General features: G+C 41.7%; 16 protein-coding genes. 9 read left to right on the top strand and 7 right to left on the bottom strand.

Annotated features, from left to right (window positions below; genetic code table 11):
* Positions 1-154: 154 nt before the first annotated feature.
* The 6 genes from HQK80_01430 to HQK80_01405 form a co-directional block, all read right to left on the bottom strand.
* Positions 155-844 carry a hypothetical protein gene (locus HQK80_01430; protein ID MBF0220886.1) on the bottom strand — a complete coding sequence of 230 codons (690 nt, stop codon included), beginning with the start codon at positions 842-844 and terminating at the stop codon, positions 155-157.
* Positions 845-873: 29 nt separating this feature from the next.
* A complete protein-coding gene (locus tag HQK80_01425; protein ID MBF0220885.1) occupies positions 874-2,910 on the bottom strand; it encodes a hypothetical protein in 2,037 nt (678 codons plus the stop codon).
* Positions 2,911-3,125: 215 nt separating this feature from the next.
* Positions 3,126-4,253 (bottom strand): cytochrome c3 family protein, encoded by a 1,128-nt coding sequence (locus HQK80_01420; GenBank protein MBF0220884.1) that lies wholly within the window; start codon positions 4,251-4,253, stop codon positions 3,126-3,128.
* Positions 4,254-4,514: 261 nt separating this feature from the next.
* Entirely contained in the window at positions 4,515-5,900 is a 1,386-nt protein-coding gene (locus tag HQK80_01415; protein ID MBF0220883.1) for a sigma-54-dependent Fis family transcriptional regulator, read from the bottom strand.
* A gap of 5 nt (positions 5,901-5,905) precedes the next feature.
* The gene (locus tag HQK80_01410) at positions 5,906-8,485 is read right to left on the bottom strand and encodes an SPOR domain-containing protein (protein MBF0220882.1); all 2,580 of its coding nucleotides are present in this window, start codon (positions 8,483-8,485) and stop codon (positions 5,906-5,908) included.
* Positions 8,486-8,695: 210 nt separating this feature from the next.
* A complete protein-coding gene (locus HQK80_01405; protein MBF0220881.1) occupies positions 8,696-9,277 on the bottom strand; it encodes an HAD family hydrolase in 582 nt (193 codons plus the stop codon).
* 220 nt (positions 9,278-9,497) lie between these two features.
* Here HQK80_01405 and rpsB point away from each other — a divergent pair, with 220 nt between their 5' ends.
* The 9 genes from rpsB (at position 9,498) to tsaB (ending at position 17,138) form a co-directional block, all read left to right on the top strand.
* Positions 9,498-10,292, top strand: coding sequence for a 30S ribosomal protein S2 (rpsB, locus tag HQK80_01400; GenBank protein MBF0220880.1), 795 nt, complete (start codon positions 9,498-9,500; stop codon positions 10,290-10,292).
* 102 nt (positions 10,293-10,394) lie between these two features.
* Positions 10,395-10,973 carry a translation elongation factor Ts gene (gene tsf / locus HQK80_01395; protein MBF0220879.1) on the top strand — a complete coding sequence of 193 codons (579 nt, stop codon included), beginning with the start codon at positions 10,395-10,397 and terminating at the stop codon, positions 10,971-10,973.
* A gap of 103 nt (positions 10,974-11,076) precedes the next feature.
* On the top strand, positions 11,077-11,802 hold the full coding sequence (locus HQK80_01390; protein ID MBF0220878.1) for a UMP kinase: 726 nt from the start codon (positions 11,077-11,079) through the stop codon (positions 11,800-11,802).
* Entirely contained in the window at positions 11,799-12,353 is a 555-nt protein-coding gene (gene frr, locus HQK80_01385; GenBank protein MBF0220877.1) for a ribosome recycling factor, read from the top strand. Before HQK80_01390 ends, frr begins: the two co-directional genes overlap by 4 nt.
* A gap of 107 nt (positions 12,354-12,460) precedes the next feature.
* Positions 12,461-13,216, top strand: a complete 756-nt coding sequence (locus HQK80_01380; protein MBF0220876.1) for an isoprenyl transferase — start codon at positions 12,461-12,463, stop codon at positions 13,214-13,216.
* Positions 13,217-13,241: 25 nt separating this feature from the next.
* Positions 13,242-14,042 carry a phosphatidate cytidylyltransferase gene (locus tag HQK80_01375; protein MBF0220875.1) on the top strand — a complete coding sequence of 267 codons (801 nt, stop codon included), beginning with the start codon at positions 13,242-13,244 and terminating at the stop codon, positions 14,040-14,042.
* A gap of 18 nt (positions 14,043-14,060) precedes the next feature.
* Positions 14,061-15,290: a 1-deoxy-D-xylulose-5-phosphate reductoisomerase gene (locus HQK80_01370; GenBank protein ID MBF0220874.1), complete on the top strand. Its 1,230-nt coding sequence runs from the start codon at positions 14,061-14,063 to the stop codon at positions 15,288-15,290.
* A gap of 14 nt (positions 15,291-15,304) precedes the next feature.
* Positions 15,305-16,378 (top strand): RIP metalloprotease RseP, encoded by a 1,074-nt coding sequence (rseP, locus tag HQK80_01365; GenBank protein ID MBF0220873.1) that lies wholly within the window; start codon positions 15,305-15,307, stop codon positions 16,376-16,378.
* A 34-nt stretch (positions 16,379-16,412) separates the two neighbouring features.
* Complete coding sequence (tsaB, locus tag HQK80_01360) at positions 16,413-17,138, top strand: tRNA (adenosine(37)-N6)-threonylcarbamoyltransferase complex dimerization subunit type 1 TsaB (GenBank protein MBF0220872.1); 726 nt, start codon at positions 16,413-16,415, stop codon at positions 17,136-17,138.
* 12 nt (positions 17,139-17,150) lie between these two features.
* On the opposite strand, the gene HQK80_01355 is transcribed toward tsaB, so the two are convergent.
* Positions 17,151-17,341: DUF3418 domain-containing protein (locus HQK80_01355; protein MBF0220871.1), on the bottom strand; the 191-nt coding region annotated here is incomplete at its 5' end.

Here is a 17,341-nt window from a genome sequence, read left to right as displayed (position 1 = left end):
TATTTCGCCAACTACTGGCAAAACAAAAAAAGCCTGAATTACACAATTGAAATTGAGTGTAATTCAGGCTTTTTTTAATGTTGCAGGCACTGGTAACGGTAACGTTACCAATCTAACATCCCCACTACTTAAAACAATTTAAAGATGACCGAAACTATCCTTGATCATTATCCTGTGGCACAATGAGCAGATTATCATCACCATCGATAAGTATTTCATTGGAATTTTCTTTTCCATCACTATCACCCTCAATTTCAAAAGCGGCCCTCTCTGGATCAGGTAATGTATTTAAAAGCTGCCGTATCAAACCCAGAGAGACCTTGAACTCATCATCATGGGCTAAACCAAACAATCGTTTGCCCAGTGAATCACCAGTCCTGTTGCCGCTAACCTGCCAGAATATCATTCCGGTGTGTATGTCGACAAGCCTAAGTGTAATTGACAATTGCGGATATGAAACAGTGCCACGTTGCACCTTTTCAGACAAATCAATAGTTCCCATTAAAAAGGCCTGCACATTCATTCTTTGCCCAACTCGTTTAATGAGCGCTGCATCCATTGGTGCTTTCGATAAATCAACCGCTTCTTCGCGCAAAGCACTGTCAACCAGACCCTTATCGACAACATCAAATATTTTGTAGGACAATATTTGAGTGATTACCAGATCTCGAACTCGCGGAGCCACATATTGATCTCTACTATTGTTTTCAAAAGGAACAACAGCAATACGACTTACATAACCGATATCAACATCGTCACGCAAAAAATACTCCATGTTGGATTTGCTTCCACAACCATTCAACAACGTTGAAAAAATAAGAACAATCCAGAATACATTTTTCATAATCAACCCTTAATGGTAAAGTGCATACTTCACATTACAGAAAATCGTGCATTTAATCGCCCTGTCACATTCCATGATTCAGACCCCTGTCCATTCTGATATGAACCGGAGGTAAGCATTGAGATATATTGACTAATCGTCCATTTCCAATCCATGCTCGTCGTATGTGTCGATTCCGGGCTAATGGATCTATTGTGGGAAAAGGAGACCTGCATATTTCGCGTTAAAGCAACATTAAAACCAAGCCCCATTGACGAAGTGTCGGTGCTGGCCCATGCATGTGCGTAATTTGCCGTAATTGAAAGCATTTCAGATAATCTCCAATGAATGTTTCCCCCCCCATCAATTGTACACTGCTGACCAGATGTCTTTGAGTAATTCGACGATATCCCTGCCACCAATCCGGGTACAAGCCTGGCGGTAAAATTGATTTGCGAGCTTGTTGTGCTGTCGATTGAATTTTCTTGGATATTATCATTTTGTGCAAAAGACCCATTAAAACGTGCAGTGAGATCCTCATATATATCTGCAACCAGCTGCATTGAATAATTATAGCCAGAGGTCAGATGATGGGTCCCCTCATAGGTTTCGGTAAGTGTAACTCCCCACGACGAATCGACAGTCGGTAATGGCGGAAAAGAAACACTTAACCCGTAAGTACGAGTCTGATCTTCCAGCGAATTACCTGCACTGCTTGAAGTAACCCCTCCATTGAGCCGCACCGCTAAATCATTTGTAGGATTCCAGCTCAAACTACTGTTAACGTCAGTAGAATTAGCACTGACACTCGTTGAACTCTCATTTAGATTATATGAAAAATTAGACGATAAACGCAAATCCGGTTTAAGCTGAAAATTTAGATTTACATTGGTTGAGTGATTTTCGGAACGACTTTGAACCAGGGTAGTGCTGCCGGTTGCAGCTATTTCTTGATATAACTCAATCTCACTGAAAGTCACTAATGTGGCACCTGCATCGCTAACAGCAACCACACTTAAAAAATTTCGAGAATAGCCTGAGACATCAATTTCAAAGCGACCATAGGTTGTGTTGTAGGTTGCGGTTAGCCCGGATTGCTCCAGAGTCCAAGTAAGGTTTCCTGCACTTGAATAAAGGTCCCAGCTGAAGGCACTGTAAGTGGCAATAGGTAAGACGGCGTCGGTATACAAATAGAGCGTCGTTACTGTTTGATAATTTGTCCTGAAAGCAATCTGCATGAGTGCAGCATCATCGACAGTCGTAACCACACTATCAGTTGTATCTCCATCAGTTAGTCCAGGCAGGGTTGGCAAAGAGTAGTTGCCTCCGGGAGGGTTTCTTTCCTGCCCGAAACCACTGGTTGCGATCGGCAACATGGCAACTCCAGAAGAAACAGCAAGTCGATTTTTACTTGTGGTAGTATTATATTGCTGCGAAAACGAGACCGAAATTTTCTCGTCTAAAAAAGATCGTTCCGTATTAAAACGTGCAAAGTGAGTATCGCTTTGGCTCTTGCCTTCAGTGACCTTATTATGACTTTCATTTATATTATAGGTGTAAAAAAGTTTTGACGGAAAAAAATCCCAAGCAAGGTTTAGTCCGCTGCTGGAACTTTCTGTGTTAATGGCTTTAACTTCCTGATCATCTTCAGACCAGCTCTGATTATAATTTAGCCCTACATAAGGAATCCATTTATCTTTTTTCCAGGCTGAGGCCCAGTTTACTGCTAAAGCTTTTGAACTGTTCTCTGAATTTTTTGAATTAAACTCTTCACCCGCCGTACCTGATAAATTCAAAACAAACAAATCATTAGTAACGAGATAACTTATGGAGGGGGATATATTTTCACGAGTAACAGTCTCTTGCTTTGATCGATTAAAATTAACAGTTGTAGAAAGAGACATTGCCTCTGTCAGGTTAATATGTTTGACAAAATCCACAGAGTAATTTTCAGATTGTTGATCTGTTGCACTATTGGTGTCCTGATACCCCCAATCACCAGTCAATGAAAGGCTCTCAGAGCGTGCCAGACCGCACAAATTGCTTGCTATCAACAATGGCAAAATCAATCTAAGAACATGTTTCATTCATACACACAATCGAATACAAAAAGTTAGAATCCTGCCCATTCCATTTAGTTTTTATAACTAAATGATTTCATTACAGTTTATTTTATCAATTAGGCTTTTTGAAAAGCAAGTTATTTCTTATAAAAAAACCCTGCTCAGCAAGCTGAGCAGGGTTAGAAATACTAATAAATCTGTTAGTTATCTAGCGGCACCTAAAACAACTATTTTCAAACTCAATCATTTTTGGCATCATGGCACACAAAACAGCCACCGCTCTTTGAATTATCTCCTGCAACCATTTCGGTATAATCCCATCGTAATGAAGCTGGATATGGGCTGGCATGGGCTCTGTGGCACGATAAGCACATGACTATTCGGTCAGCAACAGCACCAACCACAAAGGTTCCATCACCTACAGTACTACTCCCAAGCGGAACATTTGGATCATAGGCGGCCAATTCATCAAAGTCACCGGATGAGGAAGGCCCAATAGGCATTACCACATCAGAAGGATGCCGAATCCACGGACTAGTCATACTTGCATCATTACTTACACCTTCGTTGGCAGCTCCACTGTGAAAAATACCATGGCACTCTGCGCAAAAATAGCTGATCGTTTTTGAATTGTTTGCGGTAGTGGTAACATCATCGTCACCTCCAGAGCGATCAACGGCGTAATAAACATTGTGATCACCATTGGCAGCTGTCGCATTAAGTTCGTAGTTGGGATCTTCCCATCCTATTATGCCATATAAAAATCGATAACTTGATCCAACTGTACTGCCATCAATATCTGTTCCAGTCTTATTAGCATGGTGGGCACCATTAAGTTCATCTGCGGTATGCAAGCCATGGCAGCCATATACACCTGCACAGGTTAATAAATTTGAACCATTAGTCCAATCGGGGCTACCACCACCAACCTGACCGTTGGCAGAAAAACCAGTTGCTTTCCAGCCAGGAGGGTTTGCGGTTGTATAACGGGTGTCAGCAGCTATAACGCCTGACACATAAGGATTATGCCCATAAGTTTGATCTCCCAGAACAGTGTCGGAATACTTAAAGTTTCCACCAGCAAGCATACTATTGGCGGCAACTCCATTATGGAGTACACCTGGGGTGCCGTCACCTGCTATTGTAACACCAGTACCGTTATCTTTGGTATGACAACCAATGCAGGTACTTCGAAGCAAGGTATCGTTGGCAGTAGCCGCAGCGGTACCTGCCTCACTGGCATGCATTACATGGCAATTAGAACATACACCAGACGCCGCTTCGGCATCGACAGCCACAGATAACAAAAAACCTGTGGTTGCAGTCACAATCAAAGCAGGAATTATTTTATTTAACTTGCATGTCATTTCCTGACCTCCTTTTTAGGTCTGTCACTTTTTGAACCCCTAAAATGGATTGTTAACAGTGACTGGCATTTTGATTACTATTATAAGCAACTACCATGCCACACAACAGGCAATGCTGAGCAAACAATATTAAGTACGTATTTTCGGTAAGTTAGACAAGAAAATGTTTATTTGAAATATGCAGGGAGATGAGCCACATTGTATCATACGCCAAAACATGTAACTTCAATTACAGGACTGTAATTACAATCGACAACAGGCCTATCTGTTTCTACGCCAGCGCGAATGAGTAATACCGAATTTTTTAATTTTGTGATTAAGGACACGAGGGCTTATACCAAGCAGCAGGGCAGCATCTTTTTGTATCCAAAGAGACTCTTCCAGGGCTTGAATAATTCTATCCTTCTCGCTGTCGATGAGGGTATGACGTTCGGGAGGAACAAAAACGGCAGGAACAGATTCATCACTTCTGTTGTCACTTGATACTTCAACGGGCAGAAAAAAACTTGAATCATGAATTACAGAATTTTCCTCTAGAAGCAATGCTCTCTCAACTGTATTGGCCAACTGCCTGATATTTCCTGGCCATGAATATGCCTTAATTGACCGCAGTACCGGATCAGAAAACCCAGTTATAGTTTTATGCATTGATCTGCCAATCTTATCGAGGAGATAATACGACAGTGGCACAAGACACTCTTTTCTGTTGCGGAGAGCCGGAAGACGAATTGGCAACACGTTTATGCGATAAAAAAGATCTTCTCTAAACTCACCATTCGCAACTAATTTTTCAAGATTCTTGTTTGTTGCCGCAATGATGCGGACATCTGAGTGAATTGTTCGATTGCCACCAACTCGCTCAAAGGCCTTATCCTCAATAACTCGTAACAATTTTGCCTGTAAGGCCAAGCTCATTTCGCCAATTTCATCAAGAAAGATGCTGCCGCCATTGGCTTGTTCAAATCGTCCAATTCGCAGCTTATCCGCGCCAGTAAATGCCCCTTTTTCATGTCCGAAAAGTTCAGACTCAAGCAATGTTTCCTGAATATTAGCACAATTTATTGTTACAAAAGGCTTGCCACGGCGTAAACTGTTATAATGAATGGCCCCCGACAAAAGGCTTTTTCCTGTTCCGGTTTCACCTGTCATTAAAATCGTTGAGTCTGTTTTTGAAAACTTACGAATATCAACAATTACCTGCTTCATAGATGATGAGTGAGCAATAATTTTGTTAATGTCATAAATGACATCTTGTTCGCGTCTCAGATAATCGATCTCGTTTTTCAGGCTTACGTTTTCAAGCGCTTTTTCGAGTGAGACTTTGATCTTTGTTGCCGTATAGGGCTTAATAACAAAATCAAAAGCTCCCTGTTTAACCGCCGCTACAACTAATTCAGCTTTTTCAGTACGACAGGTTATAATCACAGGAGTAAAAGGCAGATCACGCTTGACCTCGGAAATAATATTAAGAAATTTCCCCTCTCCATCACCAAGATCAAGTAAAATTACATCAAAATGAACCAGCTTTATCTTCTGGCCCAAGTCCTTACTAGCTGTGCAGTAACTTATCTGGTAGTTTCCAGATAACGACTCACCAAGGAAATCTCGCCACTCCTGTTCTTTTTCAATAATAAGAATTGATGCCATACTGCTTACCTTTGGGGCAAACCCCATTTTTCGGCTGATTTCTCTGGAAATGCGTCTCGATATTTAACTTCAAAAACTTGGGCGCGCTGGTTAAAAAAATCAGCCACAACCACGTTGCCTTGGCGGCCAATTACAATATCCACAGGATAGTTAAACCACTCCGGCCCCCAACCACGACCACCAAACTCATACTTAAACTCACCATTAATATCATAGATCAAAACGGTGTGACGCATATAATCAACCACATAAAAGCAGCGCAGATTAGAATCGAAGGCAACAGCCCGAGGCCTACTTAATTTACCTTCAGCGCCTCCTTTTTTACCAAAGGCAAAAAGAAATCGTTCCTCAGAATCAAAAACATATACCTTTGAAGTCGATTCGCTAAGAACTATTATATTGCCATCAGGATCAATTTCAATATCCTTAATCTCTGCTATATCGTCTGGTTCTGTGGCATCACTAAAGACATAATCGCCACGTTTATCAACAGCAACACTAAACCATTTTTTAAACGATCCATTTTTGTCCAACACCAGGATTCGCCTGGAGCTCAATCCAGTGATATACATACTATTGTCTTTAGCTAATGCAAGATTCTGAGGAATAAAATTATCACTTTCGGGTATATCCTGCATAAGCAGCTCTTTTTCGGGAAAGAAGGCTGTGTTTAACAAGGTTAACCGTGGCTTGGAGGTCGGTGTGCCAGCCTGAGTCACAAAAACTTTACCATCGTTGGTAAAATAACCACTCAGAGGAGAATCAAGTCCCCTACCCTTGCCAATCGAGTTTTGAGGGAAAAAGTCAGGGCCATATATAATAAGTCGATTGTTGACACCGTTGATCAAATAAAGTTCATCAGTACTATTGTCATAAAACAACGAAGAAGGCATTCTGATGTTCTCGCCCTTATCATCTTTGGTTAGAACGGTTAACACCTCATAGGTAAATTCGGGAATTTTTTCTTCAGCAGTATCTTCAGCAGTATCTTCAGAGGATTCCTCCTCAGATCTATTGAGCGTTGCAACCTGATCATCGGCTTCAACAAAGCCATCCAACAACGTTTGCTCAGAATCAATGATAGTCGGCTCGGGATCTCCACTCTCAGCAGAACCCTCCAGCATCGGCTTTTCAACCACGGTGTCTTCTGCACCATTTACCTTGATATCTTCAACAGGCAGTTCAATATTTGCAGGGGTAACTAAAATAACATCATCAGTGTCCCCATCTAATTTTCTTTCGGTGTCAACTAAATCAATCTCTTCATCAACACTCTTATTGTCTTCTTGCAGAGCATCGTGACCCGGCAGATCCTCATATATTTGTTGAGAGAATATCTGGGCACTATCGTCCCCGTAGAGACGTTGAATCCTTTGAGGAATTATGTAGGCATAAATAACCGAGGCCTGAGGGTAATACGACTTGATTGCGTCCAATAACTCTTGCGATGGGGCACGTCTATCAAACTTACCAACACGTACAGTAAAGAAACCTTTTATGAATTCAATACGTAGCTGCTCAAAATATACAGGGCTTAAACGAGACAGAAATGATTCATATTCGATGGTTGCCAAAGCCGCTTCCGAGAAACTGGCAATCTGGACAGTAAAAAACTCCTGGCCGGGATCAACATCTAAACTATTCAGCAGATCTTTTTGCGTCTTAGTAACTTTTTGTTTCTTCTTGTCAGGCACAAGCATCTTAACGACAGAAGCATTGTTGTCTTGCCTGGCACCGGTTTCAGGCAAATCTGTAGTTTCAGCTAAATCTTGCAGGACAACGGTTTCAGGCAAATCCGTACTTTCAGCTAAAGTCACTGCCAACGGTAGTTCTTCGTCAGGCGCAGTCTCTTCTTTTTCACCACCAACAACTACTATTTCTTGCAAATCACTGGCTATCTGCTCGGTAGGTTTATCCTCCCATCCGCCCTCACCATTATGCCAAAGAACACTCACCAGACGTTCAGGCTTTATATAAGCCCGTAAAACCGAAGAGTGGCTATTTTTTTCAGATAAATAGCTAGCAAAATCATCAGCCGTCCTCTCAGCTTTAAATTTCCCGGCTCTGATGGTGTGAAAGCTCTGAATTTTTTCTATTCGCAGCCACGGAAGCGGTTCATTGATAAACATGGCACGTAGCCGTTCAAACTCTTCAGCGGCCGATTCTTCCAGACTAAAACTTCCAAACTGTACTGTATAAAACTTTTCTCCTGCCAACTGCTCCATCAGTTCATTTGATAGCTGTTTTGACGGCAAAGAGCTGTTACTTACTAATGGGCCATTACTTTTCAAAACTCGTTCAGTACGAATAAAAGCTTTAAGAACTCGCGCACCCTTAAAATATTTTTCAATGGCCGGCAATAACTGTTCAGCGGCGGTATGCTCAAGAAATTGACCTACTCGGATAGTATAGTATCCGCCCACCAACTCGATACGCAAAGCATGTTGTAAGGATTCGGCAACATTGTTTTGCAATCGTTCATAGTCCTGTTCCGCACTTTCTACAGAACTATAACTGCCCGCCAACACGGTATAAAATTGATTTTCATCGGCATAAGCCTGTACGGCAACTGCCAGGATGATCAACCCACTAAAAAAAACTCTTAAACTGTAAGACCTAAGGCCTTGTCTCAATCCAAAAATTGACATTTTTAGCAGGTACTGTGAGGTGTACATATTTGCGTTAAATTATCCAGTAATTAGAATTACAGCTTAGCCGTAACTTATTATTTTGTCAGTAAATTCTATCAATGAATTACATCTAATTACAACTACTATTTTTCTTATATTTCGACTTTACTTGATGTTTTCACGTAAAAGTATCCAATCAACGGCAGAAGATAAATTTTCAGCAACATAATCAGGTTTAATAACTTGGCCAGGCCCAATATATTCATAATCACCTTTGCCGTACCCAGTCAGAACGAATATCCCCTTCGCCCCAACCGTAGCTGCTGCTTTCAAGTCAGACCATCTATCACCAATCACATACGAGTTGTGCAGATCAATACCATGTTCTTGGGCGGCCTGATTGAGAAGTCCTGGGCTTGGCTTCCGGCAATCGCATTTTAACCGATACTGTTCCTCTTTTGCCTCTGGGTGATGCGGGCAAACATATATGCCATCCACTTGTGCACCAGCTTTATCCAGCATTAGTTTCATTGTATCATGCACCTGATCGAGCAGACTGGCAGGGAAATAGCCTCTTGCCAGTCCAGACTGATTTGTCACTACAAAAACAGGTATGTCGAGACTATTTAATCTGGCAATAGCCTCGGCAACACCATCAAGAAGAATAAAACGACTAATATGGTTGATATAGCCCATCTGTTCGTTAATTGTACCATCACGATCTAAAAATACTCCGAAACGCCCCATCCAGTAACCTCCTGCAAAATTATAAATGATAAAAAAAGAGTACCAGCTACTACAAATGAAGTAAATTCAATCTTGAAAAAGATTGCCACAAGTGGTAAAAGAACGTGTTTCAAATTACACACATCCCACAAGACGCCTTTGGTGCCCTCATAACAGGGTTGGTAGCTATGAATTTTAGCCGGGGATGGAGGATAAACCAAAAACTCAAAAGGAGAATCACATGTCCAACATTACAATGAAAGAGATGCTCGTCGCTGGATTACATTTTGGTCACCAGACCAAACGCTGGAACCCAAAAATGAAACCCTACATTTTTGGGGCACGAAACAAAATCTACATCATTAATCTCGACAAAACATTACCAATGTATAACGCTGCTCATGACTACATTTACAAAACTGTGGCCAAAGGCGGCAACATTTTGTTTGTAGGCACAAAACAGCAAGCTCAGGAAATAATCAAAGAAGAAGCCATGCGATGCGGCATGTTCTTTGTCAACCACAGATGGTTGGGTGGTATGCTTACAAATTTTCAAACCATCAAGAAAAGTGTTGATCGTATGAAAAGCATCGAAGCTATGCGTGAGGACGGCACCATCAATCAGTATAAGAAGAAAGAAGCCTTACACATGGAAAAAGAGCTTGTTAAACTTGAAAAGACTCTTGGCGGCATAAAAAACATGAAGAGTTTGCCTTCAGCAATATTCATTATCGATCCTAAGCGAGAAAACATTGCGATTAATGAAGCCAACCGACTTGGCATTCCGGTCATTGCCTTAACAGATACGAACTGTAGTCCTGACGGGATTGATTTCCTTATTCCCGGTAACGATGACGCGCTACGTTCTGTTAAACTTATTGTTTCCAAGATTGCAGATGCGGCTATTGAAGGCAAAAACAATCGAGTTGATGAAACTCCTGAAGTAACAGAACAAGAACTCGTTGCAGCGGCAGCGGCTGAAGCAATTGCTGCTGCAAACGCAGCTGAGCAGGCCCAAGCATCTTCAGCTGAATAGTTGCGCTATTTTCTATTCTGTTTCATTAAGGGTTTAACTTCAGAGTGTTAACATTATAAAGCATATTATTTACGAGGTATAATTGTGACTATCACAAGTAAAATGGTAAAAGAACTTCGCGACAAAACTAATGCAGGCATGATGGACTGCAAAAAAGCCCTTCAGGAAAACAATGGTGACATGGAAAAATCAATTGATTTCCTTCGCCAAAAAGGTCTGGCTGTTGCAGCAAAAAGAGCTGGCCGAGCAACGAGTGAAGGTGTTATTGAAACCTATATTCACGGCGGCAGTAAACTGGGCGTTATGGTCGAACTCGGCTGTGAAACTGATTTTGTTGCCAAAACTGATGACTTTATTAACTTTGCAAAAGATGTTGCTATGCAAATAGCTGCAACTAATCCAGTTTCAATGAGTCGCGACGATGTTCCTGCCGAACTTCTGGAACGAGAAAGAGACATATACAGACAACAGGCACTTGATTCAGGAAAACCTGAAAATATTCTTGAAAAAATTATAGCGGGTAAACTCGATAAATTTTTTGCTGAAAGCTGTTTGCTTGAGCAGAAATTTGTAAAAGATCCTGACCTTACTATTCATGACAAGCTTAATGAACTGATTGCAAAAATGGGCGAGAACATTTCCATCAAAAAATATGTTCGTCTTCAGGTTGGCCAAGAGTAACTCCCCTTCCATCCGGTTTTAATAGTGGCTGAATAAACCACTATTAAAACCGGATTTGCTTCTTTTTTTGCCGCTTTTTTTTAATCTTGAAGATTCGGAGATTCTGATGAAATCACACTATAATCGGATATTACTTAAGTTAAGCGGTGAAGCCTTAATGGGAGAAGCTGATTACGGTATATGTGATAAAACATTAGAATACGTTGCCGGCGAATTGAAGAGTCTTGTTGATACAGGCGTTCAAGTTGGTGTGGTTATAGGTGCTGGCAATATCTTCCGTGGCGTTTCAGGGGCGTCGAAAGGCATGAACCGTGTTTCAGCAGATAACATGGGAATGCTCGCAACTGTTATGAATGCCTTAGCACTTGAAAATGCCTTTACTGCCGCTGGTGTCGAAACCAGAGTTTTATCAAGCATACCGATGCCCCTTGTTTGTGAATCATATTCACGCCACCAGGCCGAGCACCATCTCAACAAAAATCGTGTTGTGATTTTTGGCGCCGGAAGTGGCAACCCCTACTTTACTACCGACACTGCAGCAGTCCTGCGCGGCCTGGAGATTAACGCTCAGGTAGTATGTAAAGCAACAAGAGTCGATGGCGTTTACGATCGAGATCCACTAAAAGATCCAAATGCCGTACGGTATGACCAACTTACTTATGCCGAAGTCCTGAGTAAACGACTCAAAGTGATGGATTCAACAGCCATATCGTTAGCAATGGATAACAACATACAAATTATGGTTTTTAACATGAATACCCCGGGCAATATTACCAATGCGGTATGCGGTAAAAAAATAGGCACGATTATCAATGGAGACAAAACATGAGCGATATAATATCAAAAATGAGCGATAAGATGGAAGGCAGCATTGATGCATATCGCCGCGATCTCTCAAAAATACGAACTGGTCGCGCCTCTCTATCACTTTTTGATGGAATTAAAGTTGACTCTTATGGCTCCAAAATGCCTTTAAATCAAGTTGCGACACTTACTATTCCGGAAAATCGCCTCATTATGATCCAACCCTGGGATACTCAGCTAATTGGTCCCATCGAGAAAGAGATCCAAAAAGCAAACTTAGGCTTAACACCAGCTAACGACGGCAAAGTAATACGTATATCAATTCCTCAACTCACAGAAGATCGACGTAAAACTCTTGTGAAGCAGGTAAAAAAGACAAGCGAAGATTTCCGCGTTGCTATCCGTAACCATCGACGCGATGCTATTGACATTTTGAAAAAGCAGAAAAAAGACAAAGAAATTTCCGAAGACGAACTTTTCTCATTACAAGAGAGTGCTCAAAAAGAAACTGATAACTACATAAAACAGATCGACGCAATAATGGCTGACAAAGAGACTGAAGTTATGGCTGTTTAGCCACCACTGCCTTAGTTCAAGAGCAGACAGTTTTTTCTTCTGTAACAGGAAAATCGGAAACTATCTTTCCAAATTCACATATTACGACTCTTTCAAATTAAGGCATTATGCCAGACCAATCTGACCTCGAAATCAGCACCCTTCCAAAGCACATCGCCATTATCATGGATGGCAATGGCCGTTGGGCTCAAAAAAGAAGTTTATTAAGAACAGTTGGACACAAAATAGGTGTCGAATCTGTTCAAAACATCGTAAAGTCATCTCGCGAACTCGGTATTGAAGTACTTACCCTTTATGCCTTTTCAACCGAAAACTGGAATAGACCAGCACTTGAAGTTAAAGCGTTAATGTCACTGTTAAAGTCGTACCTGAAAAAAGAGATCAACAACTTAATCGACAATAACATTAAACTTCAAACTATTGGCCAAATTGAAAAATTGCCTAAGGATGTACTAAAAGTACTTAAAGATACTATAAATAAAACTTCTGAGAATAGTGGCCTTGTTCTTAATCTTGCTCTGAGTTACGGTAGTAGAAACGAAATTACGGTGGCTGTTAAAGATATCTGCCAAAAATGTCTTGCCGGTGAACTTGACCTGCATGACATCAGCGAAACTACGATCAACGATCATTTAGGCACACATGGCCTTCCTGACCCTGACCTTATAATTCGGACTGGCGGTGAGTCGCGTCTCAGTAATTTTCTTCTGTGGCAGGCTTCTTACTCTGAAATCTATATCACAGACACACATTGGCCTGATTTCAGAAAAGAGAATCTGATAGAAGCTATCTATAATTTTCAAAGTAGACAAAGACGTTTTGGTCGCACTGGTGATCAAGTTATCAAAGCAAAATATTCGTAATCCACAGCACGCAATAAACTAAAAAATGAACAGACTACTTACAGGTCTTGTTGCCGCCCTAATCTGGGGGAGCACTCTCATTCTTCAATCCTATACGCTGCTATGGATTTTTGTATATGGTATTGGAGTGATCGGTCTATTTGAGTATTTTAAAATCTGCTTGCCCCAGTACTCTGTATCCACTCGAACAACAATCGCCTTAATCAGTAGCTTACCTCTTCTGTCCGTTTATCAGTCTTCAGCAGACTATTTGCTGCCAGCGCTACTATTTGCATCACTTATTTTCGTAGTGATAGCTTTCTTTTTGCCAAATCGAGGCGATTCCCCTAAAGATCTTTTCATACTGAAAAGCTCTACTGGTCTTCTTTTCATAGGTCTTTGTGCATCCTACATCCCGCTTTTGATAACTTTAGAAGATGGTTTTTATTGGCTTGGCCTTTTAACCACGATAACAATTGCCTCCGATACAGGTGCCTACTACACAGGATCTAATTTTGGCAGACATAAACTTTGTCCCGCAATAAGCCCGGGCAAAACCATTGAAGGGCTTGTGGGTGGCCTGGCCTGTAGTGTTTTTTTTGCTTTAATTTACAGGGTATTATTTTTAGAAAACCAGACCACTTTAAAAATTGTGCTTCTTACCCTTGTTATTACCCTCATTGGCGTTTGCGGCGATCTAGCCGAATCAATTATAAAACGATCCAATAACACTAAAGACTCAGGCTCGATTCTGCCAGGGCATGGTGGTATACTTGACAGAATTGATTCTATTTTGGCCTCAGCTCCAGCTATGTTCTACCTTATCTATTTAGGCTTTATGTACTAGCCACCACAGTCTCTGACGATGATTAAACATTTATCGATACTAGGTTCAACCGGGTCAATCGGCAGGAATGTTCTTGAGGTTGTTAAACAGTACCCGTCACGATTTCGTGTCGTTGGTCTGTCGGCTGGTAAAAACATAACCCTGCTAAAAGATCAGATTCAGGCGTTTCATCCCACCCTTATCTCCGTATCAGACCCTGAGGATGCTGCTAGTCTCCGATCTGCACTTAGCCCCGAGTGGCACAGTAAAATTGTTTCTGGTATGAAAGGCGCTGAAGAGGTCGCTTCCCTGCCCGGTTGCGACATGGTTGTCTCGGCAATCGTTGGTGCCGCAGGCCTTGCTCCCACAATTGCGGCGATTCTGGCCGGCAAAGACATTGCTTTAGCCAACAAAGAAACACTGGTAATGGCTGGCCAACTCATCATGGATGCAGTTAATCATGGGAATATTCGCCTATTACCGGTCGACAGTGAGCACAACGCTATTTTTCAAGCTCTGTCTGCTGGCCGCAAAGAAGATGTGAAAAAACTGATATTAACTGCCTCTGGTGGCCCGTTTCTTAACAGATCAGCAAAAGATTTATGGAGTGTTACGCCTCAAGATGCCTTAAATCATCCCAACTGGGAGATGGGTCGTAAGATATCAATAGACTCAGCAACATTGATGAATAAAGGCCTCGAAGTTATTGAAGCAAAGTGGCTTTTCGATATGCCGCTGGAACATATAGAGGTTATTGTTCATCCCCAGAGTGTTATCCATTCTATGGTTGAATATATTGATGGTTCGATTGTCTCACAAATGGGAGTGACAGACATGAAAATTCCCATTGCCTATGCCTTGACCTATCCCGAACGTGTTAAACTCAATTTACCAGGACTACAATTGGCTAATCAGAATTTGACCTTTCAGGCTCCAGACTTCAATAAATTTCCTGCCCTTAAATTAGCCTATCAAGCCTGCAAACTCGGTGGGATTATGCCTGCAGTACTCAACGCCGCCAATGAAATTGCCGTTGATGCGTTTTTAAACGAGAGGATTCGTTTTCCTGAGATTGCCCTGTGTGTTGCTGAGACCATGCAACGCACAAGAAACGTAAATTCACCCGACCTCACGACCATAATCGAGGCCGATCTTTCTTCTCGTATTCAAGCCGAGTCAATCATAGAAGCTTTTATGATGAACAATAGACAAAAACAGGGTCTGGAAATACCAACACCAGACCTATCAAATCATCCATTACTTACATGAAATTCTAATAAACTATGAACTCAGTTTTTTCTTTTATACTCGTTTTAGGTGTGCTTATTTTCGTGCATGAGTTTGGCCATTTTATTACCGCTAAACTCTTCGGCATTAAAGTGCTAAAATTTTCATTAGGATTTGGCCCCAAAATCATTGCCAAACAGTTCGGGGAAACCGAGTACCGGATTGGTTGCTTTCCATTGGGCGGTTACGTCAAAATGCTTGGAGAACAGTCCGGAGAGGAGCTTACTGATGATGACAAGTCACGTTCCTTCTCAGAAAAACCCGTCATACAGCGTTTTTTAGTTGTCCTGGCAGGACCTTTATTTAACTTATTGACCGCCGTTTTAATTTTCTTTTTTATCATTGCATACATGGGTATGCCTCACCCTATTCCCGGGACCACAATTGGCACGGTGTCTCCAGACTCGCCGGCCCAAAAGGCCGGATTTACGACCGGCGACATTATTAAAGCCATTGATGATACCCCAACTGTTGAATGGGAGGATGTATCCGAGTCGATACGATCAAGCAATGGCAGGGAACTTCGCATCACAGTCGAGCGTAACGGTGAGTCAATAGTTTTAATCGGTACACCAGACAAGTCTGAAGTAAAAAATATCTTTGGTGAAGCGGTCGAAACACGTTATTTGATGGGCATAACTAAGAATGATGACGTCACTTATGAAAAAGCAACTCTACCTGAAGCCTTCATGGTCGGCTTAGAACAGACATGGTTTTATATATACCTTACCGTTATGAGCCTTGTGAAGATTGTGCAAAGAGTGGTACCTGCCTCTGAAATTGGCGGGCCGATTCTTATTGCTCAAATGGCAGGTCAACAACTTGAAGCTGGATGGCTCAATCTTTTATCGTTTATGGCCGTGCTGAGTGTAAACTTGGGCGTTATTAACTTATTTCCTATTCCAATTCTTGATGGTGGTCATCTTGTATTTTTCTCTGTCGAGGCATTACGCCGAAAGCCTATGAGTATGCGATCACAAGAAATACTTCAGCAAATTGGCCTGGTTCTCCTTGTATCACTGATGTTTTTTGTCTTTTACAATGATTTCGCCAGAATTTTATCACAGTGATCACTCCTCCAGCAGATCACTTTTAAAGTACATCATGGCTCGACACGGCATCTCATCTCTCAAACCACCACTGATTCTCGCAATTGAAAACTCAACAATGTGCGGCAGTGTCGCGATTGTATCACCAGACATTTGCCTGGCAGAACTATCAATAACATCCCCAACCACACACTCCAGGCGCCTGCTAGGCGCCATTGATACTGTACTTGAAAATGCCTCACTCAAGATTGAAGATGTTGATGCAATCGCCATTAGTCTGGGCCCTGGAAGTTTCACAGGTATTCGAATAGGACTCACTACAGCAAAAGGGCTGGCCTTTGCCACTCAGAAGCCATTGATTGGGATCAATACTCTGGATGCCTTAGCTGCTCAGGTTGGCATGACCAGCAGCCTTATCTGTGCAATGCTTGATGCCAGGAAAAAAGAGGTTTTTGCTGCATTTTATACCACCAGCTCTGCCCAACAACTCGATCGATGCAGCGAACTGCTTTCAGTTCCAATAGCCTCAATTTACCAAACAATTTCTGAGCCGGTTTTGTTTGTCGGCGATGGTTCTCTGCTCTACAAAACAGAACTTCAAGATAGTTTGGGACTCATGGCTTCATTTGCCCCCCACGAGATCTGTTATCCAAGAGCTTCTGCTGTTGGAATGTTAGCCATTGGCCAATGGCACTCCAACAACTTTTTAAACCCAGCTTCCGCCTCTCCAAGCTATGTTCGCCCCTCTGATGCAGAAATATGCTACAAAAAAAAGAAATAAGTTATTCGGCTCCTAAAGCTGTTCGTGAATCTCTTGAATTTTCTTGACTAATCTTTTTTCTGAAACCTTACAGATGGTTTTCATTTCTGGTGCAAACACTGATATTTTATACTCTTCGATCAGTATCTTAAATTCATCAATCATGGCTGAAACGACAGTTTTTCTGGCTGGCACATGAATGCTATCGAGAATTTTCAAAAGGG

Source organism: Desulfobulbaceae bacterium (assembly GCA_015231515.1).
GTDB lineage: Bacteria > Desulfobacterota > Desulfobulbia > Desulfobulbales > VMSU01 > JADGBM01.
The sequence above is the reverse complement of the archived record's forward strand: the minus strand, read 5'-3'. Positions and strand labels throughout refer to the sequence as shown.